This window comes from Mesorhizobium sp. C120A (assembly GCF_030323105.1).
Lineage (GTDB): Bacteria > Pseudomonadota > Alphaproteobacteria > Rhizobiales > Rhizobiaceae > Mesorhizobium.
Genome location: NZ_CP100476.1, coordinates 3,264,451 through 3,289,055, shown reverse-complemented (window position 1 = coordinate 3,289,055; position 24,605 = coordinate 3,264,451). Strand labels below are relative to the sequence as shown.

Sequence of the window (24,605 nt, the reverse complement as noted above, 5' to 3'; positions counted from 1 at the left end):
CGATTTGCCAGTGGAAAGAGCTGATGTGCTCTGGCAAACGCCATCAATACGGACCAGTGTATTCAAAGATTAGCGGGGGCTATTCCATTGAATCCTGACTTTGACAGCATGAATGAAACGGACGTGCGCGAAGAGATCGTGCGGCCATTTCTACATGATCTTGGCTATCGCCATGGCACTCAAAACACCATCATTACAGAGAAGACCCTTCGCTATGGCTACAATTTCCTTGGTCGAAAGAAGCCCGGGAAAGACCGCGCGGTGGAAGGTAGGGCTGACTATATCTGCCAAGTGACGTCATTTGGGCGGTGGGTGCTGGAAGTTAAGTCTCCCCAGACCGAGCTCACAATTGATGTCGCAGAACAGGCGCACACATACGCCGCTCACCCCGAGATCGCGGCAATATACTTCGTGGTGACCAATGGGCGGACTTTCCGGCTCTACCGCACAAGCAGACCCGATACTCCCGACCTGGAGTGGCAGCATGCCGAAATGGCTGGAAAGATGCTCACTCTTCGCAACATTTTGGGGCCTGATGGCATCAAGAGGATTTCTCGCGTGACAAAGCCCGATGTCGGACAACCGCTTGCGGAGGGGATGCCTTCAGAAATGCAGGTGGTCGGCGGTTTCGTCACTTACGAAGACCATGTTTCCAAGGATCCGCGATTTGTTGTTCCGGAACACTACAGGGGCGCCCGAGCCACCGTCGTAGGCGACAAGGTTTCCCGAACCGCAGATGGGTTTATTGAGGGCCGGTTGACACTCGCCGGGCCAACTGAACTCTGGGACCTCTTGAACCGTCTTGGCGGCGTCGAGGGCTACACATTCCGGACGGCCGACCAGTTCATTTCAAAGGACAAGAATTCTCCCACGATCTTTCAGAACTATCTTGATGCTCGTGTTCCGGCAGGAACACTGATCCCCCCTATCCCAGGGCAGACTACGGTTGCGACGAAACTCCCCGTCGACCTCGACTGGTCAGCGTCGACTGAGGCGGTCGGCTTCATCAACGGCGAGCGGTTCATGGGTACATTTGCGATCGAGTATAAGTTGAAATTGGCGTTTGTGCCAGACGTCATTGAGTACTCCGGCTACGGCGTTTTCGACATCCTTTGCAAAGCGATTTGAGGAGAGAAAAATGGGTGGCGCGGAACCGGGCCTTCGGGTCCTATTCGGAATGATTGGCCAGCTTCAGATGCTGCAAGACAGCACCCCGCCCGCTCCCAGACCGACTGTGGACGACATCCTATCGGCATCCGTTTCCGAAGGTGTCGTGTATTCATACCTCGTATATCTTTCTGAGCCGGCCCTAAGGGACGATGTTGGTCGCCGTAAATCCATGGCAGCTTTGCGACGGATTGGCAAAATCGTGCCGGCAGACATGAACGTCTTCGTTGTTGAGACCGACCGACACTATGCCACCGTTTACGCAATCCTCTTGGCGAGTTTCTCCAAAAAGCCGGATCTTTTTGTTGCTGAGCTCAGCTCGCTTATGCACTCCGGCAGCCTTCAATTTCACAAAGGATTAGGCAGCCTCATCGGGCCGCCCGTCAGGTAGATATAGATGCGAGCGTCCTTCTCGGACGCCACTTTGGGTCGTGGAGAACGTAATATGAAAATTCAACAGGTCTTCACTCCAAACGACATCCCTACCGTTACTTACGTCGATCGCGCTGACCACAAATTGGAGCAAAAGCTCCGAGATAATTTCAACACGCCGAATATGATCATATCCGTGTCCGGACCCTCAAAATCGGGCAAAACGGTTCTGGTCAAAAAGGTCATTCCGGAAGAGGAACTGATTTCGGTGAACGGGGCCACGATAAACTCACCGGACGATTTGTGGGAAAAGGTCTTGAGCTGGATGGGCGCGGCCTCGGAAACTACCGTGTCCGATAGCACGTCCAACGAAATTTCTAGTTCTGTCAGTGCTGGCGGAAAGCTGAAGGTCCCGTTCGTGGCCGAGGGCGGTGGACAGGCCGACTTTGGGGGCAGTCGCGGCTGGGGTAGCGACAATTCCAAAACTTACGCTCGCAACGGCCTCCAGCAGGTTATCAAGGAAATTGCGGGGAGCAGCTTCGCCGTCTTCATCGACGATTTTCATTATATTAATCCCGCGTTTCGGGACGAGATCGGCAGACAGATAAAAGCTGCGGCCGAGAGTGGCGTACATATAGTTACGGCGTCGGTTCCCCATCGCGCCGACGACGTCGTTCGAAGCAACCCTGAGTTACGCGGGCGTGTCGCAGCGATTGATTTGGCTTACTGGACGCAAAACGAACTGCAGCAAATTGCGCAGAAGGGCTTTTCTGCTCTCAACGTCGAACTCGCCCCGAAGGTGGAGCGACATTTGGCGGCTGAAGCGTTCGGTTCGCCTCAGTTGATGCAAGCAATTTGCCTTAATTTAGGTTTCGAGATGGATGTGAGAGAGACAAGAGAGGACCTGAAGCGAGTCGATGTTGGCGCGACGCTCTTGGACGAAACACTGCTTCGCACTTCGTCTCTCACTGACTTTTCGACAATGCTAACATCTCTTCACACCGGCCCGAGAATAAGGGGCACCGAGCGGAAAGAGCACGACTTCATCGACGGCTCAAAGGGCGACGTCTACCGATCAATCTTATTGGCGATTGCAAAGGATCCGGCCGAGCTTGCGCTCCCTTATGACAAAATTCTTGCCCGCGTGAGGGAAGTTTGCCTGACCGAGCCGCCAGTGGGCTCGAGCATTACATCGGCGCTTGAACAAATGCAGGGAATCGCAGCTTCCGGCGAGCTCGGCAGCAGCCCGCTTTCATGGGATGGCGATGCGCTAACTATCACCGATCCTTATTTCCTGTTTTTCTTGCGTGCCTCAAACAAGCTTTTGGACCTGGCCCCAGCAAAATCGACGGGGCAACGTCTCCTATTTGACCCAAGGCGCGAAGAGCAGCGCGTCACCATCGAAAGAGAGCAGTCGGAAGACCGTCATTCTTAAAGCCGCACAGGGAGCAGCGCACGATGTCTTTTGAACTACGGCCAACCAGTGAACTCGTGAAGATTGTCTCTGTAGGCGGCGGCCTAGTTATAGACGCCTCTCTGCGACCAACGCTTGACCTGATCCAGCTAGCAGCCGCAGCAAAGCAAAGTGGCGCTCGGCTATTTATACGAGGCATGAAGCTTCGCCAAACTGCCGATATGATGCAGATCGCCGCCGCTGGAGGAGGTATGGTGCAGTTCTCTGGCGACGACAAGCCTGGCGCATAGTTCAGATAACGCCCGCCATCTTCAACCCGATCGCCGCCACCTCGCCCCAGCCGTCTATTGCGGCAATCCTGCGCGGTATCCCCTTGCCCGGGCCGTTGGTGGCCTTTTTTGCGTTTCGTGTGTCTCGCATCGACCGAATTCGAATAGGCTTTAGATACTACACGTCAGAATTTGCCCCGAGGCTCCGGCTCAGTGCAAGGCCAGCCGTTCGCCGGTCTCGCCGTCGAAGAGACGACAGAGCCGCGGGTCCGGCTTGACCAGGATGGTGTCGCCAGGGCCGGCCGTTATCCGCTCGCGAAAGATGGCGACGAACTCGGTTGCACCTGACCTGCCACTGAAGTGTCATCCAGCGGCGATTAGAGCCTCGGCTGTTTCTGTTACGCCGTAGGGCGCGGGTTGAGCAACCGGTGGAGACGCGAAGCCCTCATAGAGCGAAGCGTCGGAGCCGGTTGCGGCGAGGGTTCCGGCGAAAGCCGCCGGGGTCTGGTAGCCGAGCGAGGAGTGCGGCCTCGCGGTGTTGAAGTCCTCCCTCCATTCGGCAATGGCACTGCGGGCGTGGTCGAGGCCGAAGAACAGGCTCTCGTTCAACAGCTCGTCGCGCATCCGCCCGTTGAAAGATTCGACGTAGCCGTTTTGCATGGGCTTGCCCGGCGCTATGTAGTGCCATTCGACGCGATGATCCTTCGACCAGGCGAGGATCGCGTTCGAGGTGAACTCGGTGCCGTGGTCGGAGACGATCATGTCCGGCTTGCCGCGCAGGACGATGAGGTCCGTCAGTTCGCGAGCAACGCGGCGACCGGAGATCGATGTGTCCGGGATCGCGGCAAGGCATTCGCGGGTCACGTCGTCGACGATGTTGAGCACGCGGAAGCGTCGGCCGCAGGCGAACTGGTAATGCACGAAGTCCAGTGACCACCGCGCATTTGCCCTTGCCTCGATCAGGATCGGAGGGCGTGTTCCAACCGCCCGGCGTCGTGCCCTTCGCTTGCGCACCGTCAGGCCTTCCTCCCGGTAAAGCCGATAGATGCGGTTGGTGCCAGACGGCTCGCCCCCGCCGCAGCAGGATGAACAGCCGCCGATAGCCGAAGCGCCGGCGCTCGTTGGCGAGGTCGCGCAACCTGACGCGCAACTCCGTCTCCGGTGGGCGCCGGGACCGGTAGCGGACCATCTTCCGATCAGCGCCGACGAAGGAACAGGCCCGACGCTCCGAGAGGCCCATGACGGCCTGCAGATGCGCGACGGCTTCGCGCTTGGCGGCGGGCCCTACCATTTTTTTGACAGAAGCTCACGAAGTGCCGATGCTTCCAGCATCTGATCGGCAAGCAGCTTTTTCAGCTTCACGTTCTCGTCTTCCAGAGCCTTCAGGCCCTTGGCGTCGGACACGTCCATGCCGCCATACTTCGCCTTCCAGTTACACAGTGTCGCCTCGGAGACCCGGTGCTTGCGAGCCAGATCACCCGCCTTGGCACCAGCCTCATGCTCGCGCAGAACCGCAATGATCTGCTCTTCCGTAAATCGCTTCCGCTTCATCTGCCCGTCCTTCAATCGAGGCCGGACTCTAACTCCATGTGGGAGGAAAAACTTAGTGGCAGGTCACACTCATGCGAAGCGTCACTTGCGTTTCCGGCCCGGTAGGTTCGACGACGACGATCTCCGCGCCCAGCCCTTTAGGGTCAAGCGAAATGTGTTCCGGACGAATGCCATAGACGACCTGGCGTCCCCTCAGACCGGCGGGCGCGTTCGCCACCGGCAAGCTGATCCCTTCGGCTGTCTCGACCACCGATCGGCCTTGCGAATCCATCCTGCCCCGGAAGATGTTCATGGCCGGGCTCCCGATAAATTGAGCGACGAACGGGTTCGCCGGCCGATCGTAGACTTCGAGCGGCGCGCCGATCTGCTCGATTGCGCCGTTGTGCATGACGACGATCTTGTCGGCCATCGTCATAGCCCCGATCTGGTCGTGGTGACATAGACGATCGTCGAGCGGAGCCGTTGATGCAGTGTTGCCTTGACCTCGGTGCGCATCTGGACGCGCAGCTTGGCGTCGAGATTGGAGAGCCGTCTCCACCCTCGGCTTCCTGAAAATGTTCAGCATTTTCAGCATTCGTCGTTCGTGCTTACGTTCACGCCCAGCGAGTGCTGACAAGTCAGCAATGCTCTCATACTGGCTCGATCGATGACGCGATAGATGCTATAGCCAACCTTGATGAGCAGCCCCTCGTCGCACATGCGGGCGAGATAGCAGCGGGGAATTCCGATCTAAGTCAGCTTGCGCGTTCGCACTTCACCCTTTTCACGCGCGAATGCGACAGCGCAGTCTCGGAGGGGTGGTTTAGGGCCGCCGGCCAATTCGATGCGCACCGCGCGCTCTCGGCCACGCTTGCGAGTCTTGACGGAAGGTCCTGGCGTAGTTTCGAGGGGGATCGGCAGCTCGTAGTTCGCGGTTCATTCGGCCCAGGGGAACCAGCGTCACATCAAAGTGCCAACGCCACATATGGCCGCCAGCGCTCCACGGTCTCCGTAGTTTCGACAAGCGTCTGAAAACGCCTTAAGTATCGATGCCTCATTCCAGCCCGTCGACTTGCACGTCTAACCCAAGCACGAACGCGTCGAGGCCGCAGGTGACGGAGACAGCCCTCGTCATTTCCCGCTGACCCGGGTCGACCGACCTTCACACCGTGTTGGCACTTGATCCGATTTCTATCCAGCCATATCCGCTGCTTCTACTCCTTCGCTCAGCACCTTCCATTTCCGACGCACATACCCACCCATGGCCGCGCAACGGCATGATCCAACGCTTGGGAGCGTGCTTGAGCCTGCTCATATGCTCCTGACGTCGGACATTTGGAGAGCTTGATGGACAACAGGAAGTTTTTAACAGCTGAGGAAGTGTCGGAACGCTATCGCGGCAGCATCTCTCTTGGAACGCTGCGAAATTGGCGAGCCAAGAGGATTGGACCCGCGTACGTCAAACTTGGCAAAGCGGTATTGTACCCAATTGAGGAACTCGAGATGTGGGATCAAAAGCATACAGTGGCGTGCCGTGCGTCAAAGCGATTCAGCATGAACGGCGGTGAGTGAGCGTGGTTAGCGACGGAGGGGCATCCAATACCGCCCCCAGACGCCGCTCCTAACGTTCTCGGAAATATGGGTTTTTTCAATATATATCAATAAGATAACTTACAACGAGAGGAAGTTGCATAACCACCCTTCCGGCGATCCGACACCATCGCGTGCGGACATCGAAATGACCAAGCAGATCATCGACAGCGCCAAGCCGCTCGGCATCGCCGTCCACGACCACATCATCATCGGCAAGAAAGGCAATGCCTCGATGAAGGGCCTGCTGCTGATCTGAGCCCGACGCTCGCCGGCGCCGTCAACCCAAACGCCACCGCTCGCGAGCCAATCAGCAACATTCCGGCTTGGCTCAAACGCCCACGCTTGCGGTGTAGAAGTGATATTGTGACGGAAGCGCCCGCTTCGGCGACAATGTCGTAGACTCGCGAATACGAAGCAGCCAGTTCCCGTCAGCCATTGCAGGAGATCTATTCAATGACGCTCGAATGCATAAATCCAAATGATCTGCCGATTCCGGAAATGTACTCCCAGGTCGTCGTTGCGACAGGAAGCAAGCTGGTGTTCGTCTCGGGCCAGCAGCCAGAAGACATACACGGCAAGCTCGTTGGCCATGGTGATTTCGCAGTCCAGGCGCGCCTGGCGTTCGGGAATCTTGGCCGTGCGCTTGCTGCCGCCGGCGCTCGGCCCGAGCAAGTCTGCAAGATCACGATCTACATCGTCGATTACAAACGCGACGAACACGTGCCGATCATCGAAGCGGCCCAGATCGAGCTGTTCGGCGATCACAAGCCGGCAAACGTAGTGGTCGGGATAGCGGTGATGTCTCCCGGCTACCTGATAGAGATCGATGCGATCGCGGTCATCGACCCGTAGGCCAAGCGAGGACGCGTCAAGTCGCCCAAACCAAATCCCGGAACTCGCTGCGAGATTGCCACGACCTTGATCTCTCCATCCATCCACGATCACATCGTCATCGGCAGGAATTGCGATGTCTCGATGAAGAGCCTGCTGCTCACCTGATCAACGTCGGAAACAGGAAACACGCAATGCCCCAGCCCGGCGACGAACCATGGCCGTTCGACAAGCCACGCGCAGCCCTCCTGGTCATCGACATGCAAAGCGACTTCGTCGATGAGGGCGCCGTCATGGAAGTGGCCATGGCCCGCCATCGCATTCCGGCGATGCGGCAGGTGGTCGAGCTTTGCCGCGCGCAAGGCGTCCCGGTGATCTACACCCAGCATGTGCTCAGCGACCATTTCGATATCTCGCCGCTGGAACCAGCTATCAGCCGAAGCTGAAAACCAAAGGCATGCGGGAAGGCAGCGCCGGCGCCGAAATCGTCGCCGCGCTTGCGCCCTTGCCTGGGGATGTCGTCATCAAAAAGCACCGCTACGATGCCTTCCACAACACGCAGCTCGAGACCGTGTTGCGCAACATCCGTGGCGCAGGCCGGGTCGACACGGTGATCATCATCGGCACCGTGACCAGCGTCTGCTGCGAATCCACCGCGCGGAGCGCCTTCATGCGCGACTACAAGGTGGCTTTCATCAGCGACGCCAATGGCGGACTGGACGAGGCATCGCACAATGCAACCCTCGACATCATAGGCAAGGTGTTCGGGCGCGTGATGACGGTTGCCGAGCTTGGGAACCTCTTGCGGAGCTGAGCCCGCGCGTCAGCTGGCGTGCGTCTCAAGCTCCGGCGCCGAGTCTGCCCTCAAGAAGGTCGCGCCGCTGCTGCAATTCGCCGGAGACGAATTTGGTGAAGGCGTGGACGCGCGCCGTGCGGCGCAAATCGTCGTGCACCAGCACCCATAGCGCCGAGCCGATCTCCTCGATCAGCCCTCCGACCCTTACAAGCCCGGGCAGGCTGTCGCCGAGATAACAGGGCAGCGCCGCAACCCCGATTCCGGCGCCCGCCGCATGCGACATCGTCACCAGGGAATCGGCGCGCATGGCGATCTCGACATCGGGCAGCGACGACCGCATCCAGCGGGCGACGCCGGTGTTGGCCAGGCTGTCGTCGGGCGCGATCCAGCGCAGCGCACCCAGTCTCGGCTCCGGGGGTAGCTTTTCGGCGTAGGAACGTGTCGCGTAGGCGGCGAAGGCGACGCCCGAAATGCGCCGGCCCACCAGGATTTCCTGCGGTTGCGACACCGGCCTGATCGCCACGTCTGCATCCCTTTGCGTCAGGTTGGCGATGGAATTCTGCGTCATCGCCTCGACCCGTATGCCGGGATGGAGCTTATGAAACGCCGCCAGGATCGGCGGCAGCACCGACGCCATCAGCGTGTCGGTGGTGGTGACCCGCAACCTGCCTTCGAACCTGAGATCCTGCCCCGACAGTTTGCGCGCCAGTTCATTGACCGTCTCGGCCATTGTGCGTGCCGCGCCCAGCAGTTCCTCGCCGCCCGGGGTGAGGGCATAACCAGTCGGCAACCGATCGAAAAGGCGGATACCCAGCCGCGCCTCGAAGGCGTTGACGCGCCGCAGCACAGTCGTGTGGTTCACGCCCAGGATCCGAGCCGCCGCCGCCAGCGAAGCGCCATCGGCGACGGCCAGCACCATGCGCAGATCTTCCCAGTCGATATCGCGTGAGCTGTGCATTCTTGCAGAAAGATAAGAGAAAACGTTGCGCTCTGCGAGTCAAATGACGCTTCACTGTGCAAAAACGCAGAGCAAGCGGGCGAATCGGCATGTCGATCTGCGCATGCGCGCACGCCATATGGAGTCCGACGACGAAAGAACGGTCGCGGAGAAGAGCCATGACGCCGATAGAACTCTACACCTGCCAGACACCCAACGGGCACAAGGCCTCGATCATGCTGGAAGAGGTCGGCCTGCCCTACTCGGTCCGCTTGGTCGACATCGAAAAGGGCGACCAGACCAAGCCTGATTTCCTGGCGCTCAATCCCAACAACAAGATCCCGGTGATCGTCGACCGGGACGCCCGCCGCACGGTCTTCGAATCCGGCGCCATCCTGCACTACCTGGCGCGACGGTCGGGCAAGCTTCAGCCGGTGGGCGCGCAGGAAGCGGACGATACGCTGACCTGGACCTTGTTCCAGGCGGCCCATGTCGGCCCGACGCTTGGCCAATTGTGGAATTACAAAGTCTTCGCGCCGGAAAAAATCCCTTACGTGATCGAGCGTTTTGAGCGCGAAACCGGACGTGTCTTCCGCGTTCTCGATAGCCGGCTAAAGCACCATGAGCACATTGTCGGCAAAAGCTACGGCATCGCCGATGTGATGACATGGCCATGGATCAACGCGGCCGTCACCAGGCTCGGCCTCAGCCTCGATGACGCGCCAGACCTGGCGCGTTGGTATGCCGCCATAGGCCGACGCTCCGCAGTTGTCAGAGGCATTGCCGTTCCCGCCCTGCCCGAAGCATCGGCTGCCGCTTAGATCGTGATGAGATTTGGTTGAAATCTCATCATGACCTAACCCTTTGTTGGAGCATGATCTTTTCCAAAACCCGGCACCCACTTTTTGGGATCATGCCCTAGCCGCCGCACCCCGCATTCAAGGAAAACGATCGTGGAAATCCTCTTCATCCCTCTGGCGCTTGTCGCCGGTGGCCTGCTCGCAGTGCAGGCTGGCGCCAACGCCCAACTTTCAAAGGCGGTCGGCTCTCCCTTTGCCGCGACCACGCTTCAGCTCGCGGTCGGCGCCATCGTGCTGTTGTCGATCACGGCCCTCACCGGAACGACACCGGCTCTGCTTGCCGTTCGGCAAGCCGAATGGTGGCATGCGATCGGCGGCATTGCTTCGGCCTTCTACGTTGTTTCGACCATTCTTCTGTTCCCTCGCCTTGGCGCCGTCGTGTCCGTCGGGCTCTTCATCGCTGGGCAGATGCTTGCATCCTTCGCCCTCGACACGTTCGGCTGGCTCGGGATCCCCGACGCCGGACTGCGAGCCGGGCCTGCCTTCGGCATGCTCGCCTTGCTTGCCGGGGCTGCCCTCATCGTTCTGGGACAGAAGGGCGCGGCCGACAATACCGCATCCTCAAGACCAGGGTGGATCGGACTGGCGCTGCTGGCAGGCGCCGTGCTTCCGGTGCAAGGCGCTGTAAACGCCTTGCTTCGGCACGACCTTGGCGGCGCGCCGTTTGCGGTCGGCACCATCTCGTTCCTGGTGGCGATGCTGGCCATGGCCGCGGTGCTTCTGATCGCGCTTGCCCTGACGAAGACGCCCCGCCCTCGCCTCGCCGGCCTGTCGTCGATGCCCTGGTGGGGCTGGCTCGGAGGTTTTGCCGGCGCCACCTATGTCACGACCGTGTTCACCGCCATCCCCGTCATCGGAGCGGCAGCTGCCGTCAGCCTGACGGTGGCCGGCCAGCAGGTCGCCGGCATCTTCGTCGACACCTTCGGCTGGTTCCGCCTGCCGCAGCGGCTTGTCTCCGGCATGCGGCTCGCCGGCGTCGTGCTGCTTTTGGCCGGCTGCATCATCATCAAGGCGCTTTGATCCCGCTGGAACAAGGCAAGCCGAATCAAACCAGTCCCTGCCCTCCCTGATTTGGGGGTCAGGTGTCGCTCCGGCGTCACCAACGAAGCAAGGTCCGGGCGCCGCAGAAGCAATTTTTCGCTCCTTCCACAACCGGCTCTAGAATTTCGATCGCAAATCACGCATGATGCACTTGGTATTTTCCCGGGACGGCTTCGCGCCCCCTGAAATACCGGGAGGAACGGGACATGCCCATAGTGGTTGTACTCGTTTTGATCGTCGTGGGCTCGGTGTTGTTCCACTTCCTGAGCCCATGGTGGTGGACTCCGATTGCCTCGAATTGGGACTATATCGACAACACCATCATCATCACCTTTTGGATTACCGGCGTCGTCTTCGCCGCAGTCGTCCTATTCATGGCCTATTGCGTTTTCCGCTTCCGTCACCGCGAAGGCAACCAGGCGGCCTACGAACCGGAGAACAAGCGGCTCGAATGGTGGCTGACGATCGTCACCGGAGTGGGTGTTACCGCCATGCTGGTTCCCGGCCTGTTTGTCTGGAGCCGGTTCGTCAACGTTCCAAGCGACGCAACCGTGGTCGAAGTCGTCGGCCAGCAATGGCAGTGGAGCTTCCGCTTGCCCGGCAAGGACGGCAAACTCGGCACATCCGACACCCGCGACGTCACCGCTGAAAATCCGCTGGGCGTGATCGCCAAGGATCCCAGCGGCCAGGACGACGTCGTGGTCGAAGCGGCCGACCTGCATCTGCCGGTCGGCAAGCCGGTCAAGATGCTGCTGCGCTCGATCGATGTGTTGCACGATTTCTACGTTCCGGAATTCCGCGCCAAGATGGACATGATACCGGGCTCGGTCACCTATTTCTGGTTCACCCCCACCAAGACCGGGACCTTCCAGGTTCTGTGCGCCGAACTGTGCGGCCAGGGGCACCCGATGATGCATGGCATCGTCATGGTCGATACCGAGCAGGACTATGTGGCCTGGCTCGACCAGCAGCAGACGTTCGCGCAGTTGTCGGCGCCGCAGCAGACGGGCTCGGTGGAACAGGCGCCGGGCAACGCGACGGCGTCAGCTCTAGAAGTTGCGGCAAAACTCGAAACTGTCGGGTCCCGCTGAAGGGCACGGAGGTGCTCCGCCTATGGTCGATATCACGCCTGCAGATGCCGTCCCGCCCGCCGAAGTCGCGGAAATGGAGCTTTACCATCCGCACAGCTGGTGGACGAAGTATGTCTTCTCGCAGGACGCCAAGGTCATCGCCATCCAGTATTCGGCGACCGCAACGGCCATCGGCCTGGTCGCGCTGGTGCTGTCCTGGCTGATGCGGCTGCAGCTCGGCTTCCCCGGCACGTTCGATTTCATCACCCCCGAGGCCTACTACCAGTTCATCACCATGCACGGCATGATCATGGTGATCTACCTGCTCACGGCACTCTTCCTCGGCGGCTTCGGCAACTACCTGATCCCGCTGATGGTCGGCGCCCGCGACATGGTCTTTCCCTATGTCAACATGCTGAGCTACTGGATCTACCTCCTTGCCGTGCTGGTGCTGGTGTCGAGCTTCTTTGCGCCCGGCGGACCGACCGGCGCCGGCTGGACGCTCTATCCGCCGCAAGCCATCATGACCGGCACACCTGGCGGCCAGGAATGGGGCATCATCCTGATGCTCGTCTCGCTGATCCTGTTCATCATCGGCTTCACCATGGGCGGTCTGAACTATGTCGTGACGGTGCTGCAGGCCCGCACGCGCGGCATGACGATGATGCGCCTGCCGCTGACCGTCTGGGGCATCTTCACCGCCACCGTCATGGCGCTGCTCGCCTTTCCGGCGCTGTTCGTCGCCTGCGTGATGATGCTGCTTGACCGCGCGCTTGGAACCTCCTTTTTCATGCCCGCGGTCGTCGAGATGGGGGAACAGCTACAGCACAATGGCGGCAGCCCGATCCTGTTCCAGCATCTGTTCTGGTTCTTCGGCCACCCGGAAGTCTACATCGTGGCGCTGCCGGCCTTCGGCATCGTCTCCGATCTGATCAGCACGCATGCGCGCAAGAACATTTTTGGCTACCGGATGATGGTCTGGGCCATCGTTGGCATCGGCGCGCTGAGCTTCGTGGTCTGGGCGCACCACATGTATGTCAGCGGCATGCACCCCTATTTCGGCTTCTTCTTCGCCACCACGACATTGATCATTGCCATCCCGACAGCGATCAAGGTCTACAATTGGGTGCTGACGCTGTGGCGGGGCGACATCCACCTCACCATACCGATGCTGTTTGCCATGGCTTTCATCGTCACCTTCGTCAATGGCGGGTTGACCGGGCTGTTTCTCGGCAACGTCGTCGTCGACGTCCCGCTGTCGGACACGATGTTCGTCGTCGCTCACTTCCATATGGTCATGGGTGTTGCTCCGATCGTCGTCATCTTCGGCGCGATCTACCACTGGTACCCGAAGGTCACCGGCCGGATGCTGAACGAGACGCTCGGCCGGTTCCATTTCTGGGTCACTTTCCTCGGCGCCTACCTGATCTTCTTTCCCATGCATTACATCGGCCTGATGGGCGTGCCGCGGCGCTATGCCGAACTGACCGACGTGACGGTCATGACGGAGTCGGCGCATCACCTCAACTCGTTCATCAGCATCATGGCGTTCATCGTCGGCTTCGCCCAGATCGTGTTCCTGTTCAATCTTATCTGGAGCATCCGCCATGGGCGCGAGGCCGGTGGCAATCCATGGCGAGCCACGACACTCGAATGGCAAACACCGCAGACGCCACCGGCGCATGGCAATTTCGGCAAGGATCTGCCGATCGTCTATCGATGGGCCTATGACTACAGCGTGCCGGGCGCGAAGGAGGACTTCATTCCGCAAAACATGCCGGGCACGTTCGGCCCCTCCAGGGAGCCGGCATGAGCGTCATCCTGGTCTTCCTGCTCGTGATCGCCGGTTTTGCCGGCTGGTGGCTCTCGCATCAGCGGCTGATGGCGAAACCATGGCTCGAGCAAGGTGTGGCAGGAGATTTTGTCGCCTTCGACCGATCGAGCCTGCCCACCGCCAAGATCGGCCTCGGTGTCTTCCTCGCCGTCGTCGGCTGCCTGTTTGCGCTGTTCACCAGCGCCTACTTCATGCGTATGGCGCTGTCGGACTGGCAGCCGCTGCCCATCCCACGCCTGCTCTGGCTCAACACCGGCATGCTGGTGCTGAGCAGCGTTGCGCTGCAATGCGCCTCGATCGCGGCGCGCAAGCGCCGGATGGACACGGTCAGGCTCGGCCTTGCCGCGGCTGGGCTCACCGCGATCGCCTTCCTCATCGGGCAGCTCATGGCATGGCGGGACCTGACCGCCGATGGCTATTTTCTGGCCTCCAATCCGGCCAACAGTTTTTTCTACCTGATAACCGGGATGCACGGCCTGCATATAGTGGGAGGGCTGGTGGGCCTGGGCAGGACAACCGCCGGCGCCTGGAACGGGGCACGGCCGGAACGGCTTCGCCTCAGCGTCGAATTATGCGCCATGTACTGGCATTTCCTGCTTTTCGTCTGGCTCGCCATCTTCGCTCTTTTAGCCGGCTGGGCCGCGACGTTCATCGATATTTGCCGGCAGTTGCTGACCTAGGAGGTCGAGGAGCATGGCAGAAACGACACTGACGCATACCGGCCAAACGGAGACGCGGCCCGCAGGCTGGCAAGGCATCGCCGCCGATTGGTCCTCGGATCAGCGCGCGTTCAAGAACGTGTCTTGGGGCAAGGCCATGATGTGGATCTTCCTGCTCAGCGACACCTTCATCTTCGGCTGCTTCCTGCTCTCCTACATGACCGCGCGCGTCTCCACACGTGTGCCGTGGCCCAATCCGAGCGAGGTCTTTGCGCTTCGCATCGGCGGTTCGGACATTCCACTGATCCTGATTGCCATCATGACCTTCGTGCTGATATCGAGCAGCGGAACGATGGCCATGGCGGTCAATTTCGGCTATCGCCGCGACCGCCGCAAAACCGCAATCCTCATGCTTCTGACGGCAGCGCTAGGAGCCACCTTCGTCGGCATGCAAGCCTTCGAATGGACCAAGCTGATTACCGAAGGGGTACGGCCGTGGGGCAATCCCTGGGGCGCGGCACAATTCGGCTCGACTTTCTTCATGATCACCGGCTTCCACGGCACGCATGTGACGATCGGGGTGATCTTCCTCATCATCGTGGCGCGAAAGGTCTGGCGTGGAGACTACGACGTCGGTCGTCCCGGCTTCTTCACCAGCCGCAGGGGTCGCTACGAGAACGTCGAAATCATGGGGCTCTACTGGCATTTCGTCGACCTGGTCTGGGTGTTCATTTTCGCATTCTTCTATCTTTGGTGAGAGGCTGACATGGCTGAAGCAACCGCAAACGGCCTCGGGCAACACGCGCTGCACTCTGATCATGCGCATGAAGGGCCATCGACCGGCGTCGCGGAGGTTCATCAGGAACATCCGATCAAGCTCTATCTGGTGGTCTGGGCATGGCTGTTCATCCTCAGCGCCTGCTCCTACATGGTCGATTATCTCGGCATCCACGGCTATCTCAGATGGTCTCTGATCCTGATCTTCATGATCCTCAAGGCCGGGCTGATCGTCGCCGTGTTCATGCACATGGCCTGGGAGCGGCTGGCCCTGACCTATGCGATCATCCTGCCGCCGCTTCTGATATTGGTGTTCGTGGCGATGATGCTCTTCGAAGCGGACTACACGCTTCTCACCCGGTTGTCCTTCTTCGGACCGGGGCCCTAACGCACAGCTTCATCTCCGGTCAAAGACCGGAGATGAAGCTTCCCATCAGCTGATCTGCAGGGTCAGAGGCCGACCCGCGTCGGGGACGATGGCGGCTCCACAACCTTGCGGTAGACATGCCAGGTGGCGTGACCCAGGATCGGCAGCACGACCGCCAGCCCGGCAAACACCGGCAGCGAGCCTATGATCAGGGCGACGGCGACAATCAGTCCCCAGACAGCCATGGGGATCGGGTTCGCCAGCACCGCTCGCACCGATGTGTGGATGGCTTCGTAGGCGCCGACGTCGCGGTCGAGCAGCAATGGGAAGGCGACAACCGTCGTGCACAACACCACCGCGGCGAAGACGAAGCCGATGGCGTGCCCCAGGACAATCAGAGACCAGCCGCGTCCGGTGGCAAATATTTCATTGATGAAGCCCGAAATCGATACAGGCGGAGCCGGGCCGAAGAGATATTCGTAGAACACCTGCGCCGCCAAAAGCCAGGCGATGAAGATTGCAACCAGCATGATCCCGACTGCGGCGATGGCTGGCAGGGCCGGAGAATTCCTGACCTCGAAAGCGTGCGTCCAGGAGGTGTCGAGCCCGGCTTCTCGTCTGCGGCTGATCTCATAGAGGCCGATCGCCGCGAATGGGCCTATCAGCGCAAAGCCGGACACCAGCGGAAACAACATCGGCAACGCATTGGCGCCCGAAGTCCAGGCAGCGAGCACCACGCCGACAAGCGGATAGATCAGGCAGAGAAAGACGATGTGCGACGGTTTGACCATAAAATCGTCAACACCGCGCTTGAGCGCATCGAAAAGATCGGAAACACTGATTTTTCGGATTTTGGTGTGTTCCAGCGTTTCGCTGGCGCCTGCAATCACGTGAAAACTTGTCATGCCCGTTCCTCCAGACCAGGTCCGGCAAGGTCGCGGTTTCACGGTGCTGCCGTTCTGCATGACTGGCCACGCGAACCGCGACCTGCACCGCAATCAATATACTCCATTGACTGGAGCTTGTCGCCCGTTCTTACAAAAGGCTCCCGGAAGGCGAAGTTTCCGAACACAGCGTCATGCCGTCACCCTCCGGCTGACATGAACGCGCGCATCGCGATGGTATCGGCAAGCAGCACGGCAAAGATCGCGAAAAGATAGAAGATCGAATAGGCAAACAGCGCCTTGGCCGGCTTCATCTCCTTGTCGAGGATGACCAGGGCGTTCCAGGCATGCCACATGAAACCCGCGCCCAACGCAGCCGAAACAATCCCATAGACCCCGCTCGTAAATTCGAACGCCCAGGGCAGCACTCCGATCGGTGCCAGAAGCAGTGAATAGGCGAAGATCTGCCTTCTGGTCGAGGCCTGGCCGGCCACGTTCGGCATCATCGGGATGCCGGCAGCGGCATAGTCGCCGGCCTTGAACAGTGCGAGCGCCCAGAAATGCGGCGGCGTCCACAGGAAAATGATCAGGAACAGGATCAGGCTTTCAATGCCGATGGCGCCGGTGGCCGCCGCCCAGCCGATCATCGGAGGAAGGGCACCCGCTGCGCCGCCGATGACGATGTTCTGCGGCGTCGAGCGCTTCAGCCACATCGTATAGATGACGACGTAGAAAAAGATTGTGAAGGCCAGCAGTGACGCGGCAAGCCAGCCCACCAGCACGCCGAGCGTCATGACCGAAAGTGCGGAAAGCACCAGGCCGAAGCCGAGCGCTTCGCCGGCCGTGACGCGGCCCGACGGAACCGGCCGCTTTGACGTGCGCGACATCAGCGCGTCGATGTCGGCGTCGTACCACATGTTGAGCGCGCCGGCCGCTCCCGCTCCAACCGCAATCGCACCTATGGCGATCACGGCGATGACCGGGTTCATCGCGCCGGGCGCCACCATCAGACCGACGAAGGCGGTAAACACGGCAAGGGCCATGACCCGAGGCTTCAAGAGCGCAAAGAAATCACTGGCCGTCGCTTCCGAGAGGCGGACGCCGGTATCCTTGAGGCTTTCCTTGACCGACATTTGAGACGACCATCGATGGAAACCGGGCAGCCTAGAGCAATTCCAGGAAAGTGTATGGGGTTCCGCCCGGAATTGCGTAAGAACAAAGAGATCGAGCGGATCGCCGTTTCCGTGAAACGGTGAAACGCTCTGGCCGGCCGAAGAGCCAGGTTACGGGGAAAATTGCTTCAGATAGGCGATGACGTTGGCGACGTCCTCGTCCTTCTTGAGGCCGGGAAACGCCATCTTCGTCCCTTTGACCATTGCCTTGGGGTCGTGAAGATACGTCGTCAGTGTCGGCTCATCCCATTTGACGCCGGATGTGCCGGCCGCGATCATGGCTTCGGAATATTTAAAATCCGGATGCGTGCCGGCCGTCCGGCCGATAACGCCATGCAACGAAGGGCCTATCTTGTTGGTGTCTTGGTCTGCGACGTGGCAGACCTTGCATTTGGTGAAGACCTTCTCGCCCGCCGCGGCGTCCTGTGCCCGCGATGGATTGGCGATGAAAGTTGCAACGGAAACGACGGCGAAAAACGCAACCAAGCGCATGGCATTCCTCCCTGATCGTCAAATTTTCCTCAGACGGTCTGCACATGCCGGTAGCACCAGCATGCGCCCTGCACGGCAGAATAGATTCTCCGCTCCTCCCCAGATGGAATTGCGCCACCTGTGTACCACAGAATCTGGCCGGTAGGTAGAACAGGTCGACCGTACAAAGGTTCAGGTGGGCTGCGGTGGCTCAAGGCACATCCGCCACAACGAAAAAGGCCGCCTCGAGGGCGGCCTTTTCTGATCTTGTCGTCAGACGCTTATTCGGCGTCCTTGGCGGCCTTCTTCTTCGGGGCTGCCTTCTTCTTCGGCTCTTCCGCGTCGTCGGCCTTTTCAGCCTTGTCGGCCTTCTTGGCAGCGGCCTTCTTCGCCGGCTTGGCCTTGGCGGTATCGCCCTCTTCGTCGTCAGCCATCAGCTCTTCCTTGCTGACCTTGACGTCGGTGACCGAGATCTGGCTGAGCAGATGGTCGACGACCTTCTCCTCGAACATCGGCGCGCGCAGCGTGTTCAGGGCTTCCGGATTGCTGCGATAGAACTCGAAGGCTTCCTGCTGCTGGTTGGCCGGGTAGCGGCGCACCTGCTCGAACAGGCCGCGCTGCAGTTCCTCGTCGGAAACGGTGACGCCGGCCTTCTCGCCGATCTCGGCCAAAACCAGGCCGAGACGCACGCGGCGCTCGGCAAGCCGCAGATATTCGGCGCGTGCCTCTTCTTCCGTCGTCTCCTCGTCGGCGAAGGTACGGCCGGCGGCTTCGAGATCGCGGTTGACCTGGGTCCAGATGTTGTTGAACTCGGCATCGACGAGCTTCGACGGCGCCTCGAACGAATAGGCCGCGTCAAGCTGGTCGAGCAGCTGGCGCTTGACCTTCTGGCGGGTCATCGAACCGAACTGGTTCTCGATCTGGCCGCGCACCACGTCGCGCAGGCGCTCCAGCGATTCCAGGCCGAGGTTCTTGGCCATCTCGTCGTTGATTTCCAGCGCGCCGGGCTTGGACACTTCCTTGACGGTGACGTCGAAGGTGGCTTCCTTGCCGGCCAGATGCGCTGCCTGGTAGTTTTCCGGGAAAGTGACCGTGACCTGCTTCTCGTCGCCGGCCTTGGCGCCGATCAGCTGGTCCTCGAAGCCCGGGATGAATTCCTTGGAACCCAGAACCAGCGGCTGGTCGGTGCCGGCGCCGCCGGAAAAGGCCTCGCCGTCGATCTTGCCGAGATAGTCGATCAAAACGCGGTCGCCTTCGGCGGCCTTGCCGGTCTTCGGCTCGAAGCTGCGCGCCGATTCGGCAACGCGCTGGACCTGCTCGTCGATCTCGCTGTCCGGCACTTCGAATACCTGGCGCGTCACCTTGATGTCGGAGAAATCCTTGATCTCGATCGCCGGGATGACCTCGTAGTTGAGGCGGAATTCGAAGTCGGCGCCGCCGGCCAGGATCTTCTCGGCCTCTTTCTCATCTTCCGTCATGATCACTTCAGGTTGCATGGCGGCCTTTTCGCCGCGCCCCGTGATGATCGAACGGGTCGAATCGTTGAGGATCTCATTGACCACTTCGGCCATGAACGACTTGCCGTAGACCTTGCGCAAATGCTGCACAGGCACCTTGCCGGGACGGAAGCCGTTGATGCGGACCTTGTTCCTGGCGTCGGACAGCCGCGCCATCAGCTTGGCTTCCATATCACCGGCCGGCACGGTGATCTTGATCTCGCGCTTGAGACCGGAGTTGAGCGTTTCGGTGACCTGCATCGTAAAACCTTTATCTTCACCAAAGAGGCTGCCACGGCGTCTTGCCGTTCACAGCCTGCCGGTACAATCTTGCCGGGAATGGCTTTTGGTACGGAACCTGGCGATTTGACCGAAATTACGGCTCAAATTCTTCCAAACTGCGTTCCAAGATGTGAATAAGTTCTTGTTTTTCCTACTTCTTATCACATTCTGCAGAAGCGGATCGGCGCGTCCCGTCACATTTGACACGCCTTTTGTCACAGGCGAGGCCAATTTTCAACCATCTTCGCGTTGCAGCGAATGACCGCCCCAACGGCAGACATTTTCGCCCCGACATTGACAGAATGATGGCTACATGGGATTGCCGACAAATGCGGATGTGGCGGAACTGGTAGACGCCCTGGATTTAGGTTCCAGTGCCGAAAGGCGTGGGGGTTCGAGTCCCTTCATCCGCACCACCCTTCGCTCTATCGAGCTTCGGGTGGCAGGCCACCCAGGAGCTTGATAAAGCGAAGGGTGTCCTCCGAAGCCGTGGCGTAGGAGGACTGGCGGCGACGGCCTACACTTCAAACACTTGACCGGTAAACCACTCCGCCAATTTCGCCAGCTCCGGCCCCAGCACCCGGTCGGCGTCGACCGGCGGCACGATCTTCCTGATATCCGCGACAAAATCCTGCAATGCCGGCGGCGCGGCGCGTTCAGTCACGTACAGGGCCTGCGAGGCGATCATCGCCAGCATCGCCATTGCCGCATCGAGGCAGCGGCCGGCCGTCGCTTCCTTGGTCCAGGCGAAGAATGCGGTGGTGGCGACGTCGTCCTGGCCGGCGCCGGCCGATTCGGTGCCCGGAATGAAGGTGCGCTGCGCCGCGAGTTTGGCCTGTTCGAGATAGCCGGTGATCGCCATCGGCACATAGCCGACATTGCCGTGCCCGTCGCTGTCGGCCCAATGCCGCCCGGTCATCAACAGGTCGGGCAGCAGCGACACCTTGCCGTTCAGCAGCTTTGAGGCGTGGCGGTCGCAGAGCAGGCAGAGATCGGCCCAGATCGCCGCCAGATCGTCGAGCGCCGGCGTCGCCATGGCATTGTGATAGCCGCCGGTCGAGATGCAGCGCCCCAGCGGGTGCGCCGCGTCGGGCGGGATATAGACCGGATTATCCGAGATCGAGGCAAGCGAGACGGTGGCCGCCTGCTCGGCGCCGGTCAGCGCCCGGTGCGCATGGCCGAGCACGCGCGGCACGATGCGGTAGCTGACCGGCGCCTGATAGTTGCGCCGGCCGTCGCCGGCGCCAACCAGGTATTGCCGCAACCCTTGCAAGGCGGCCGCTTCGTGCGCGTCGCCCCACAGCCCGTCGAGCGCGGCATCATAATGCTCGAGCGGCGCACGAAAGGCTTCGATCGACAGCGCAAACACCTTGTGCGCCATGGCGAGGCGACGACGCGCGGCAAGTGCTGCGTCCGCCACAAGGGCGGCAGCGCAGGGCGAGCCGTTGATCAGCGAGCCCCGCTCCTTCACTTCGAGCTCCAGGCCAGCGGTAAGCTCGGCAAACAGCGGATAGAGCGCCAGGATCTCGCCGGCGCCGCCCTGCCCCTGCGACGGCACCACCGGCATCGGTCCGCCGTCTAGCATTGCAGCAACGGCCAGCGCCATGCGCGGCGTGGTCGCGGCATTGCCTTCGATAAAGTTGGTCAGCCGCGCCAACACGATCGCCCTTACGACGCGCTCAGGCAATGGCTCACCGAACGATGTCGCGGCAGCAAAAGCCTTGATGCGCGCATGGCGGTCGCGCTCGTCAAGTTCGAGCTTGCGGCTTGCCAGCTCGCCCATCGCGGTGGTGACGCCGTAGATGACCGGCGGCGGATCGGACTCAATGAGTTTCAGGAACGAGGCGCGGCATTCGGCAATGCGTTGCAAGGCCTTGTCGCCGATTTCGACCGTGTCGTTTCTCCAGGCGACGCGCAAAACGGCATCGAGATTGATATCTTCGCGCGTCGTCACCGTAATCGGCATTGTCTTCGCCCGTCTGGTTTGCATGAGGGCGAAGCGATCGATCGTTGCCGAAATCCATGCCCTGGGTAATGTCTTCTAGTAGAGCGGTTCCTCAAACAATGTCTTGTCGCCGTCCATCAGCGCCTTGATCTGTGCCTGGCCACTGGCGGCGAGCGCGATGCGCACGCCGAATGGCCGCACCCGCATGTCGTTCTGGATCGCCATGCCCTGGCCCTCAGGTAGGTAGAAGCGGTCGATGCCGTATTGCGGTGCGATCGTGGATTCAGGATCAAGCGTCCAGCCCGGCGCGACCTGGCCGACAATATCGGCTTCGTCGGCGGTCGCCGGCGTCGGAGCCTTGCCGAACCAGGCCGTGGTCGCATGCCAATAGCCGTCGGCACCCGGCTTCAGCCGGACCACGATCGGCGTGTTCTCGCTCACGAGCTGGCCGGCCGGGATGTTGGCGATCAGCTTCACCGGCAAGCGCGATATTTCATAGCCGAGGATAATATAGTCGCCGCGCAGCAGATCGCGCGGATCGACCGGCTCGACTTTCAGCAAGACCTCCTTGCCGTTGCGCAGGATCGCCGCGCGGCCGGCGATGATCCAGCTCAGGAAGCCGATCTGGACGAGCGCCAGGACCAGCGCCGAGATGACAAGTTTCTTTCCCGACATCATGCTGCCGCTCCTTCCGGGGCCTTCATGCGTTTTTCCACACGGATGATGACGAGAGCCAGGATGCCGAACAGCACTGCGGCAGCCAGGAAGAAGCCGGCCGTGCCGAGCATCGTCTGCAAGGTCACGACATAGATAATGGCGAGCTCGAAGGCAAAGCCGGCATAGGCAACCCAGCGCAGCCCCCTGCTCTCGCGCCCGCCCAGCATGATCGCCGCGGCAATGCCGGCCAGTGCGATGACCGACGCAATGGCAAAGCCGTTGCTGAAGGCGTTGTCATCGCCCAGTTCGATCTGCATCATCGCCAGCCCGGTGAGAAAGCCGATCAAGGCGTGCAAAGGCAACCGCCCGCCGAGCTGCAAGATCCGGTCGGCCGGCCCAGCGGCGAAGATCGAAACCGCAAACAGCAGCGCCGACACCACGACGAGAGGAATAGCCAGGGCGAGCGTGTTCTGGTCCAGGCCGCGCACCGCGATATAGAAAATGACCGAGAGAATGATCAGGTGGCGTGCCGGCTGGCTGCGCGTCCACAACGAGACGACAAAAAGCACCGGCGCCATGATAACGAAGAAATCCGGAAATACGGGGCGGTCATAAAAGTCGAACGCGCGCACGAACAGCCAGGCAACGGATATGCCGACGGCAGCGACCGTCAGCGGGTTCGAGCGCAACGCCACCGCGGCTAATGCCGTGCCGATGCCCCAGGTGACGATGGCCGAGGCTTCGTCACCCGTGAGATGGTACATCTGGCCGATCAGCGCGATCGATCCGCCGAAGGCCGCGGCGGCCACGATCCACAGCGCCTCGCCGATCGCCGCATGGTCGCGCATCTTCAACACCGCGCCGCCGACATAGCCGGCGAGAATGACGGCAAACAGCGCCGCGACCCGCACCAGCCGCGGGATCGCGTCCCAGTTGGCGGCGACGAAGAGCAGGATCGCGGCGCCGAACAGCAGCGCTGCCATCATGGCCAATATAGTGCCGAAGCTCAGCGATTTGCGCTCGTTTGCGTCGATGTCGCGCTTAAGCGCATCGGCCGTCTTCGCGTCGATCAGGCCAGCCTGCAGCCACCGCCCGATATCGGCCCTCGCCCGTGACGAATAACTCGCCATGCCGCTTCTCCCCCAGCTTGGTCTTTCTGACAGCCGATCCGCTCAAATCGTTGACGCAACGTCATTTTCCGATTCGGGTTTCTTCATGACGAAGCCGTGAACGCGCGTTAATGTTGCATTGCACAATTTGCATTGCTGCCATGCGCCAACAGCACTTTTAAATCGATATAACCCAGCCTATTTACTGTTCGTACACAAACGGAATGATCCGAAGAAAGACGAAACGAGCACTACCATGAACCTGATCCGCAACTACCGCAACTGGCGCCGCTACCGGGACACCGTCTCCGAGCTGAGCCGCCTGTCGAACCGTGAACTGACCGACCTCGGCATCAGCCGCAGCGACATCCACTACGTCGCCCGCAAGGCGGTCTAATCCTCTTCGGATCGCAAATGGTCCGAACCAGTTTTGAAAAAGAGAACGACAATGAACCTGATCCGCAACTATCGTAACTGGCGCGTTTACCGCGACACCGTTACCGAGCTGGGTCGCCTTTCGAACCGTCAGCTCCATGATCTCGGCATCGTCCGCGACGAGATCAAGATCATCGCCCGCAGGGCGACGATCTAACCAGAATTTCGCCAGGGTCGACCTCCTCCCCGACCCTGACGGATACGGTCAGCCTTCACCTCCTCCCGAGGGTTGACCACCAAAACGGCGCCCGCCGCACCTCCTCCCGCGGCGGGCGCTGTTTCCAAACCGAACGCAGTTCGTCTCCAAAGTGAACGCAGTTCGCCTTCCAGGGATTTCGCCTCCCTCGATCCGGCGAAAAGAATTTCGTCAAAGCCGACCTCCTCCCCGGCGATGACGAATACGGCCGATCCCCACCTCCTCCCGAGGATCGGCCCCAAAAACGACACCCGCCGCACCTCCTCCCGCGGCGGGTGTTGTTGTTTTTGGGCAGGCTTTTCAATTGCGCATGCAGTCGATCGAGGCGCTTTACGCCGCCATCAGAGCGTCGCCGCGGACATAAGAAAGTCGAGCTCCGTCGTTGCACGACAATGACCCACGCTCGCACCGGCCAATTGCAAACGGCGCGCCAAGCGATTA

The 24,605-nt window shown here is 60.5% G+C and carries 25 protein-coding genes, 1 tRNA gene and 3 pseudogenes; 18 read left to right on the top strand and 11 right to left on the bottom strand.

Annotated elements, in window-relative coordinates; translation table 11 throughout:
- Positions 1 to 87: 87 nt before the first annotated feature.
- From NL532_RS15875 to NL532_RS15865, 3 genes are read left to right on the top strand one after another with little or no spacing between them, the layout of a single operon-like run.
- On the top strand, positions 88 to 1,128 hold the full coding sequence (locus NL532_RS15875) for a type I restriction enzyme HsdR N-terminal domain-containing protein (RefSeq protein ID WP_286488141.1): 1,041 nt from the start codon (positions 88 to 90) through the stop codon (positions 1,126 to 1,128).
- Positions 1,129 to 1,138: 10 nt separating this feature from the next.
- Entirely contained in the window at positions 1,139 to 1,558 is a 420-nt protein-coding gene (locus NL532_RS15870) for a hypothetical protein (RefSeq protein WP_023829918.1), read from the top strand.
- 54 nt (positions 1,559 to 1,612) lie between these two features.
- A complete protein-coding gene (locus NL532_RS15865; RefSeq protein WP_023829917.1) occupies positions 1,613 to 2,974 on the top strand; it encodes a hypothetical protein in 1,362 nt (453 codons plus the stop codon).
- Positions 2,975 to 3,244: 270 nt separating this feature from the next.
- On the opposite strand, the gene NL532_RS15860 is transcribed toward NL532_RS15865, so the two are convergent.
- The 3 genes and pseudogenes from NL532_RS15860 to NL532_RS15850 form a co-directional block, all read right to left on the bottom strand.
- Positions 3,245 to 3,373: a hypothetical protein gene (locus NL532_RS15860; protein WP_023829915.1), complete on the bottom strand. Its 129-nt coding sequence runs from the start codon at positions 3,371 to 3,373 to the stop codon at positions 3,245 to 3,247.
- A gap of 212 nt (positions 3,374 to 3,585) precedes the next feature.
- Positions 3,586 to 4,773 (bottom strand): annotated as a pseudogene (locus NL532_RS15855) (IS3 family transposase).
- 58 nt (positions 4,774 to 4,831) lie between these two features.
- A pseudogene (locus NL532_RS15850) lies at positions 4,832 to 5,301 on the bottom strand (TOBE domain-containing protein); the annotation flags it as partial.
- A 798-nt stretch (positions 5,302 to 6,099) separates the two neighbouring features.
- Here NL532_RS15850 and NL532_RS15845 point away from each other — a divergent pair.
- From NL532_RS15845 to NL532_RS15825, 5 genes and pseudogenes are all read left to right on the top strand, one after another.
- Positions 6,100 to 6,324 carry a helix-turn-helix domain-containing protein gene (locus NL532_RS15845; RefSeq protein ID WP_023829910.1) on the top strand — a complete coding sequence of 75 codons (225 nt, stop codon included), beginning with the start codon at positions 6,100 to 6,102 and terminating at the stop codon, positions 6,322 to 6,324.
- Between the two features lie 115 nt (positions 6,325 to 6,439).
- Positions 6,440 to 6,601 (top strand): annotated as a pseudogene (locus NL532_RS15840) (JAB domain-containing protein); the annotation flags it as partial.
- A gap of 197 nt (positions 6,602 to 6,798) precedes the next feature.
- Positions 6,799 to 7,197 carry a RidA family protein gene (locus NL532_RS15835; protein ID WP_023681625.1) on the top strand — a complete coding sequence of 133 codons (399 nt, stop codon included), beginning with the start codon at positions 6,799 to 6,801 and terminating at the stop codon, positions 7,195 to 7,197.
- Between the two features lie 173 nt (positions 7,198 to 7,370).
- On the top strand, positions 7,371 to 7,622 hold the full coding sequence (locus tag NL532_RS15830) for an isochorismatase family protein (RefSeq protein WP_023729888.1): 252 nt from the start codon (positions 7,371 to 7,373) through the stop codon (positions 7,620 to 7,622).
- Between the two features lie 11 nt (positions 7,623 to 7,633).
- Positions 7,634 to 7,990, top strand: a complete 357-nt coding sequence (locus tag NL532_RS15825; RefSeq protein ID WP_023729889.1) for a cysteine hydrolase family protein — start codon at positions 7,634 to 7,636, stop codon at positions 7,988 to 7,990.
- Positions 7,991 to 8,015: 25 nt separating this feature from the next.
- Here NL532_RS15825 and NL532_RS15820 read toward each other — a convergent pair whose 3' ends face one another.
- Positions 8,016 to 8,930 (bottom strand): LysR family transcriptional regulator, encoded by a 915-nt coding sequence (locus NL532_RS15820; RefSeq protein ID WP_023729890.1) that lies wholly within the window; start codon positions 8,928 to 8,930, stop codon positions 8,016 to 8,018.
- A gap of 158 nt (positions 8,931 to 9,088) precedes the next feature.
- Between NL532_RS15820 and NL532_RS15815 the strand changes: the two genes are divergently transcribed.
- The 7 genes from NL532_RS15815 to NL532_RS15785 all read left to right on the top strand — a co-directional run bounded on the left by NL532_RS15815 (position 9,089) and on the right by NL532_RS15785 (position 15,538).
- A complete protein-coding gene (locus NL532_RS15815) occupies positions 9,089 to 9,730 on the top strand; it encodes a glutathione S-transferase family protein (RefSeq protein WP_031203521.1) in 642 nt (213 codons plus the stop codon).
- Positions 9,731 to 9,862: 132 nt separating this feature from the next.
- Complete coding sequence (locus NL532_RS15810; RefSeq protein ID WP_023829909.1) at positions 9,863 to 10,789, top strand: DMT family transporter; 927 nt, start codon at positions 9,863 to 9,865, stop codon at positions 10,787 to 10,789.
- 227 nt (positions 10,790 to 11,016) lie between these two features.
- Complete coding sequence (locus tag NL532_RS15805) at positions 11,017 to 11,901, top strand: cytochrome c oxidase subunit II (protein ID WP_023667661.1); 885 nt, start codon at positions 11,017 to 11,019, stop codon at positions 11,899 to 11,901.
- A gap of 22 nt (positions 11,902 to 11,923) precedes the next feature.
- Positions 11,924 to 13,693 carry a cytochrome c oxidase subunit I gene (gene ctaD / locus NL532_RS15800; RefSeq protein ID WP_023681631.1) on the top strand — a complete coding sequence of 590 codons (1,770 nt, stop codon included), beginning with the start codon at positions 11,924 to 11,926 and terminating at the stop codon, positions 13,691 to 13,693.
- Positions 13,690 to 14,394 (top strand): cytochrome c oxidase subunit 3, encoded by a 705-nt coding sequence (locus tag NL532_RS15795; protein WP_023667663.1) that lies wholly within the window; start codon positions 13,690 to 13,692, stop codon positions 14,392 to 14,394. The genes ctaD and NL532_RS15795 overlap by 4 nt, the downstream gene beginning before the upstream one ends.
- Positions 14,395 to 14,407: 13 nt before the next feature.
- Complete coding sequence (locus NL532_RS15790) at positions 14,408 to 15,130, top strand: heme-copper oxidase subunit III family protein (RefSeq protein ID WP_023667664.1); 723 nt, start codon at positions 14,408 to 14,410, stop codon at positions 15,128 to 15,130.
- A 9-nt stretch (positions 15,131 to 15,139) separates the two neighbouring features.
- Complete coding sequence (locus NL532_RS15785) at positions 15,140 to 15,538, top strand: cytochrome C oxidase subunit IV family protein (RefSeq protein WP_023667665.1); 399 nt, start codon at positions 15,140 to 15,142, stop codon at positions 15,536 to 15,538.
- A gap of 62 nt (positions 15,539 to 15,600) precedes the next feature.
- Here the strand turns inward: NL532_RS15785 and NL532_RS15780 are convergent, their stop codons facing one another.
- The 4 genes from NL532_RS15780 to tig form a co-directional block, all read right to left on the bottom strand.
- Entirely contained in the window at positions 15,601 to 16,422 is an 822-nt protein-coding gene (locus tag NL532_RS15780; protein WP_023667666.1) for a DUF2189 domain-containing protein, read from the bottom strand.
- 179 nt (positions 16,423 to 16,601) lie between these two features.
- Entirely contained in the window at positions 16,602 to 17,534 is a 933-nt protein-coding gene (locus tag NL532_RS15775; protein WP_023710678.1) for a heme o synthase, read from the bottom strand.
- 150 nt (positions 17,535 to 17,684) lie between these two features.
- Positions 17,685 to 18,065, bottom strand: a complete 381-nt coding sequence (locus NL532_RS15770; RefSeq protein WP_023667668.1) for a c-type cytochrome — start codon at positions 18,063 to 18,065, stop codon at positions 17,685 to 17,687.
- A 260-nt stretch (positions 18,066 to 18,325) separates the two neighbouring features.
- On the bottom strand, positions 18,326 to 19,801 hold the full coding sequence (gene tig / locus NL532_RS15765) for a trigger factor (protein WP_023697608.1): 1,476 nt from the start codon (positions 19,799 to 19,801) through the stop codon (positions 18,326 to 18,328).
- A 352-nt stretch (positions 19,802 to 20,153) separates the two neighbouring features.
- Here tig and NL532_RS15760 point away from each other — a divergent pair.
- Positions 20,154 to 20,238: transfer RNA gene (locus NL532_RS15760), tRNA-Leu, on the top strand.
- Between the two features lie 101 nt (positions 20,239 to 20,339).
- Here NL532_RS15760 and NL532_RS15755 read toward each other — a convergent pair.
- The 3 genes from NL532_RS15755 to NL532_RS15745 form a co-directional block, all read right to left on the bottom strand.
- The gene (locus NL532_RS15755; protein ID WP_031203520.1) at positions 20,340 to 21,788 is read right to left on the bottom strand and encodes an aromatic amino acid lyase; all 1,449 of its coding nucleotides are present in this window, start codon (positions 21,786 to 21,788) and stop codon (positions 20,340 to 20,342) included.
- A 75-nt stretch (positions 21,789 to 21,863) separates the two neighbouring features.
- Positions 21,864 to 22,445, bottom strand: coding sequence for a GDYXXLXY domain-containing protein (locus NL532_RS15750; RefSeq protein ID WP_023697610.1), 582 nt, complete (start codon positions 22,443 to 22,445; stop codon positions 21,864 to 21,866).
- Positions 22,442 to 23,554, bottom strand: coding sequence for a DUF2157 domain-containing protein (locus NL532_RS15745; RefSeq protein ID WP_023667672.1), 1,113 nt, complete (start codon positions 23,552 to 23,554; stop codon positions 22,442 to 22,444). Before NL532_RS15745 ends, NL532_RS15750 begins: the two co-directional genes overlap by 4 nt.
- A 235-nt stretch (positions 23,555 to 23,789) precedes the next feature.
- On the opposite strand from NL532_RS15745, the gene NL532_RS15740 reads away from it, so the two are divergent.
- Both NL532_RS15740 and NL532_RS15735 read left to right on the top strand, forming a co-directional pair.
- Positions 23,790 to 23,930 (top strand): DUF1127 domain-containing protein, encoded by a 141-nt coding sequence (locus NL532_RS15740; protein ID WP_006335194.1) that lies wholly within the window; start codon positions 23,790 to 23,792, stop codon positions 23,928 to 23,930.
- A 51-nt stretch (positions 23,931 to 23,981) separates the two neighbouring features.
- Positions 23,982 to 24,125, top strand: a complete 144-nt coding sequence (locus NL532_RS15735) for a DUF1127 domain-containing protein (RefSeq protein WP_023667673.1) — start codon at positions 23,982 to 23,984, stop codon at positions 24,123 to 24,125.
- The last annotated feature ends 480 nt before the right edge of the window (positions 24,126 to 24,605 follow it).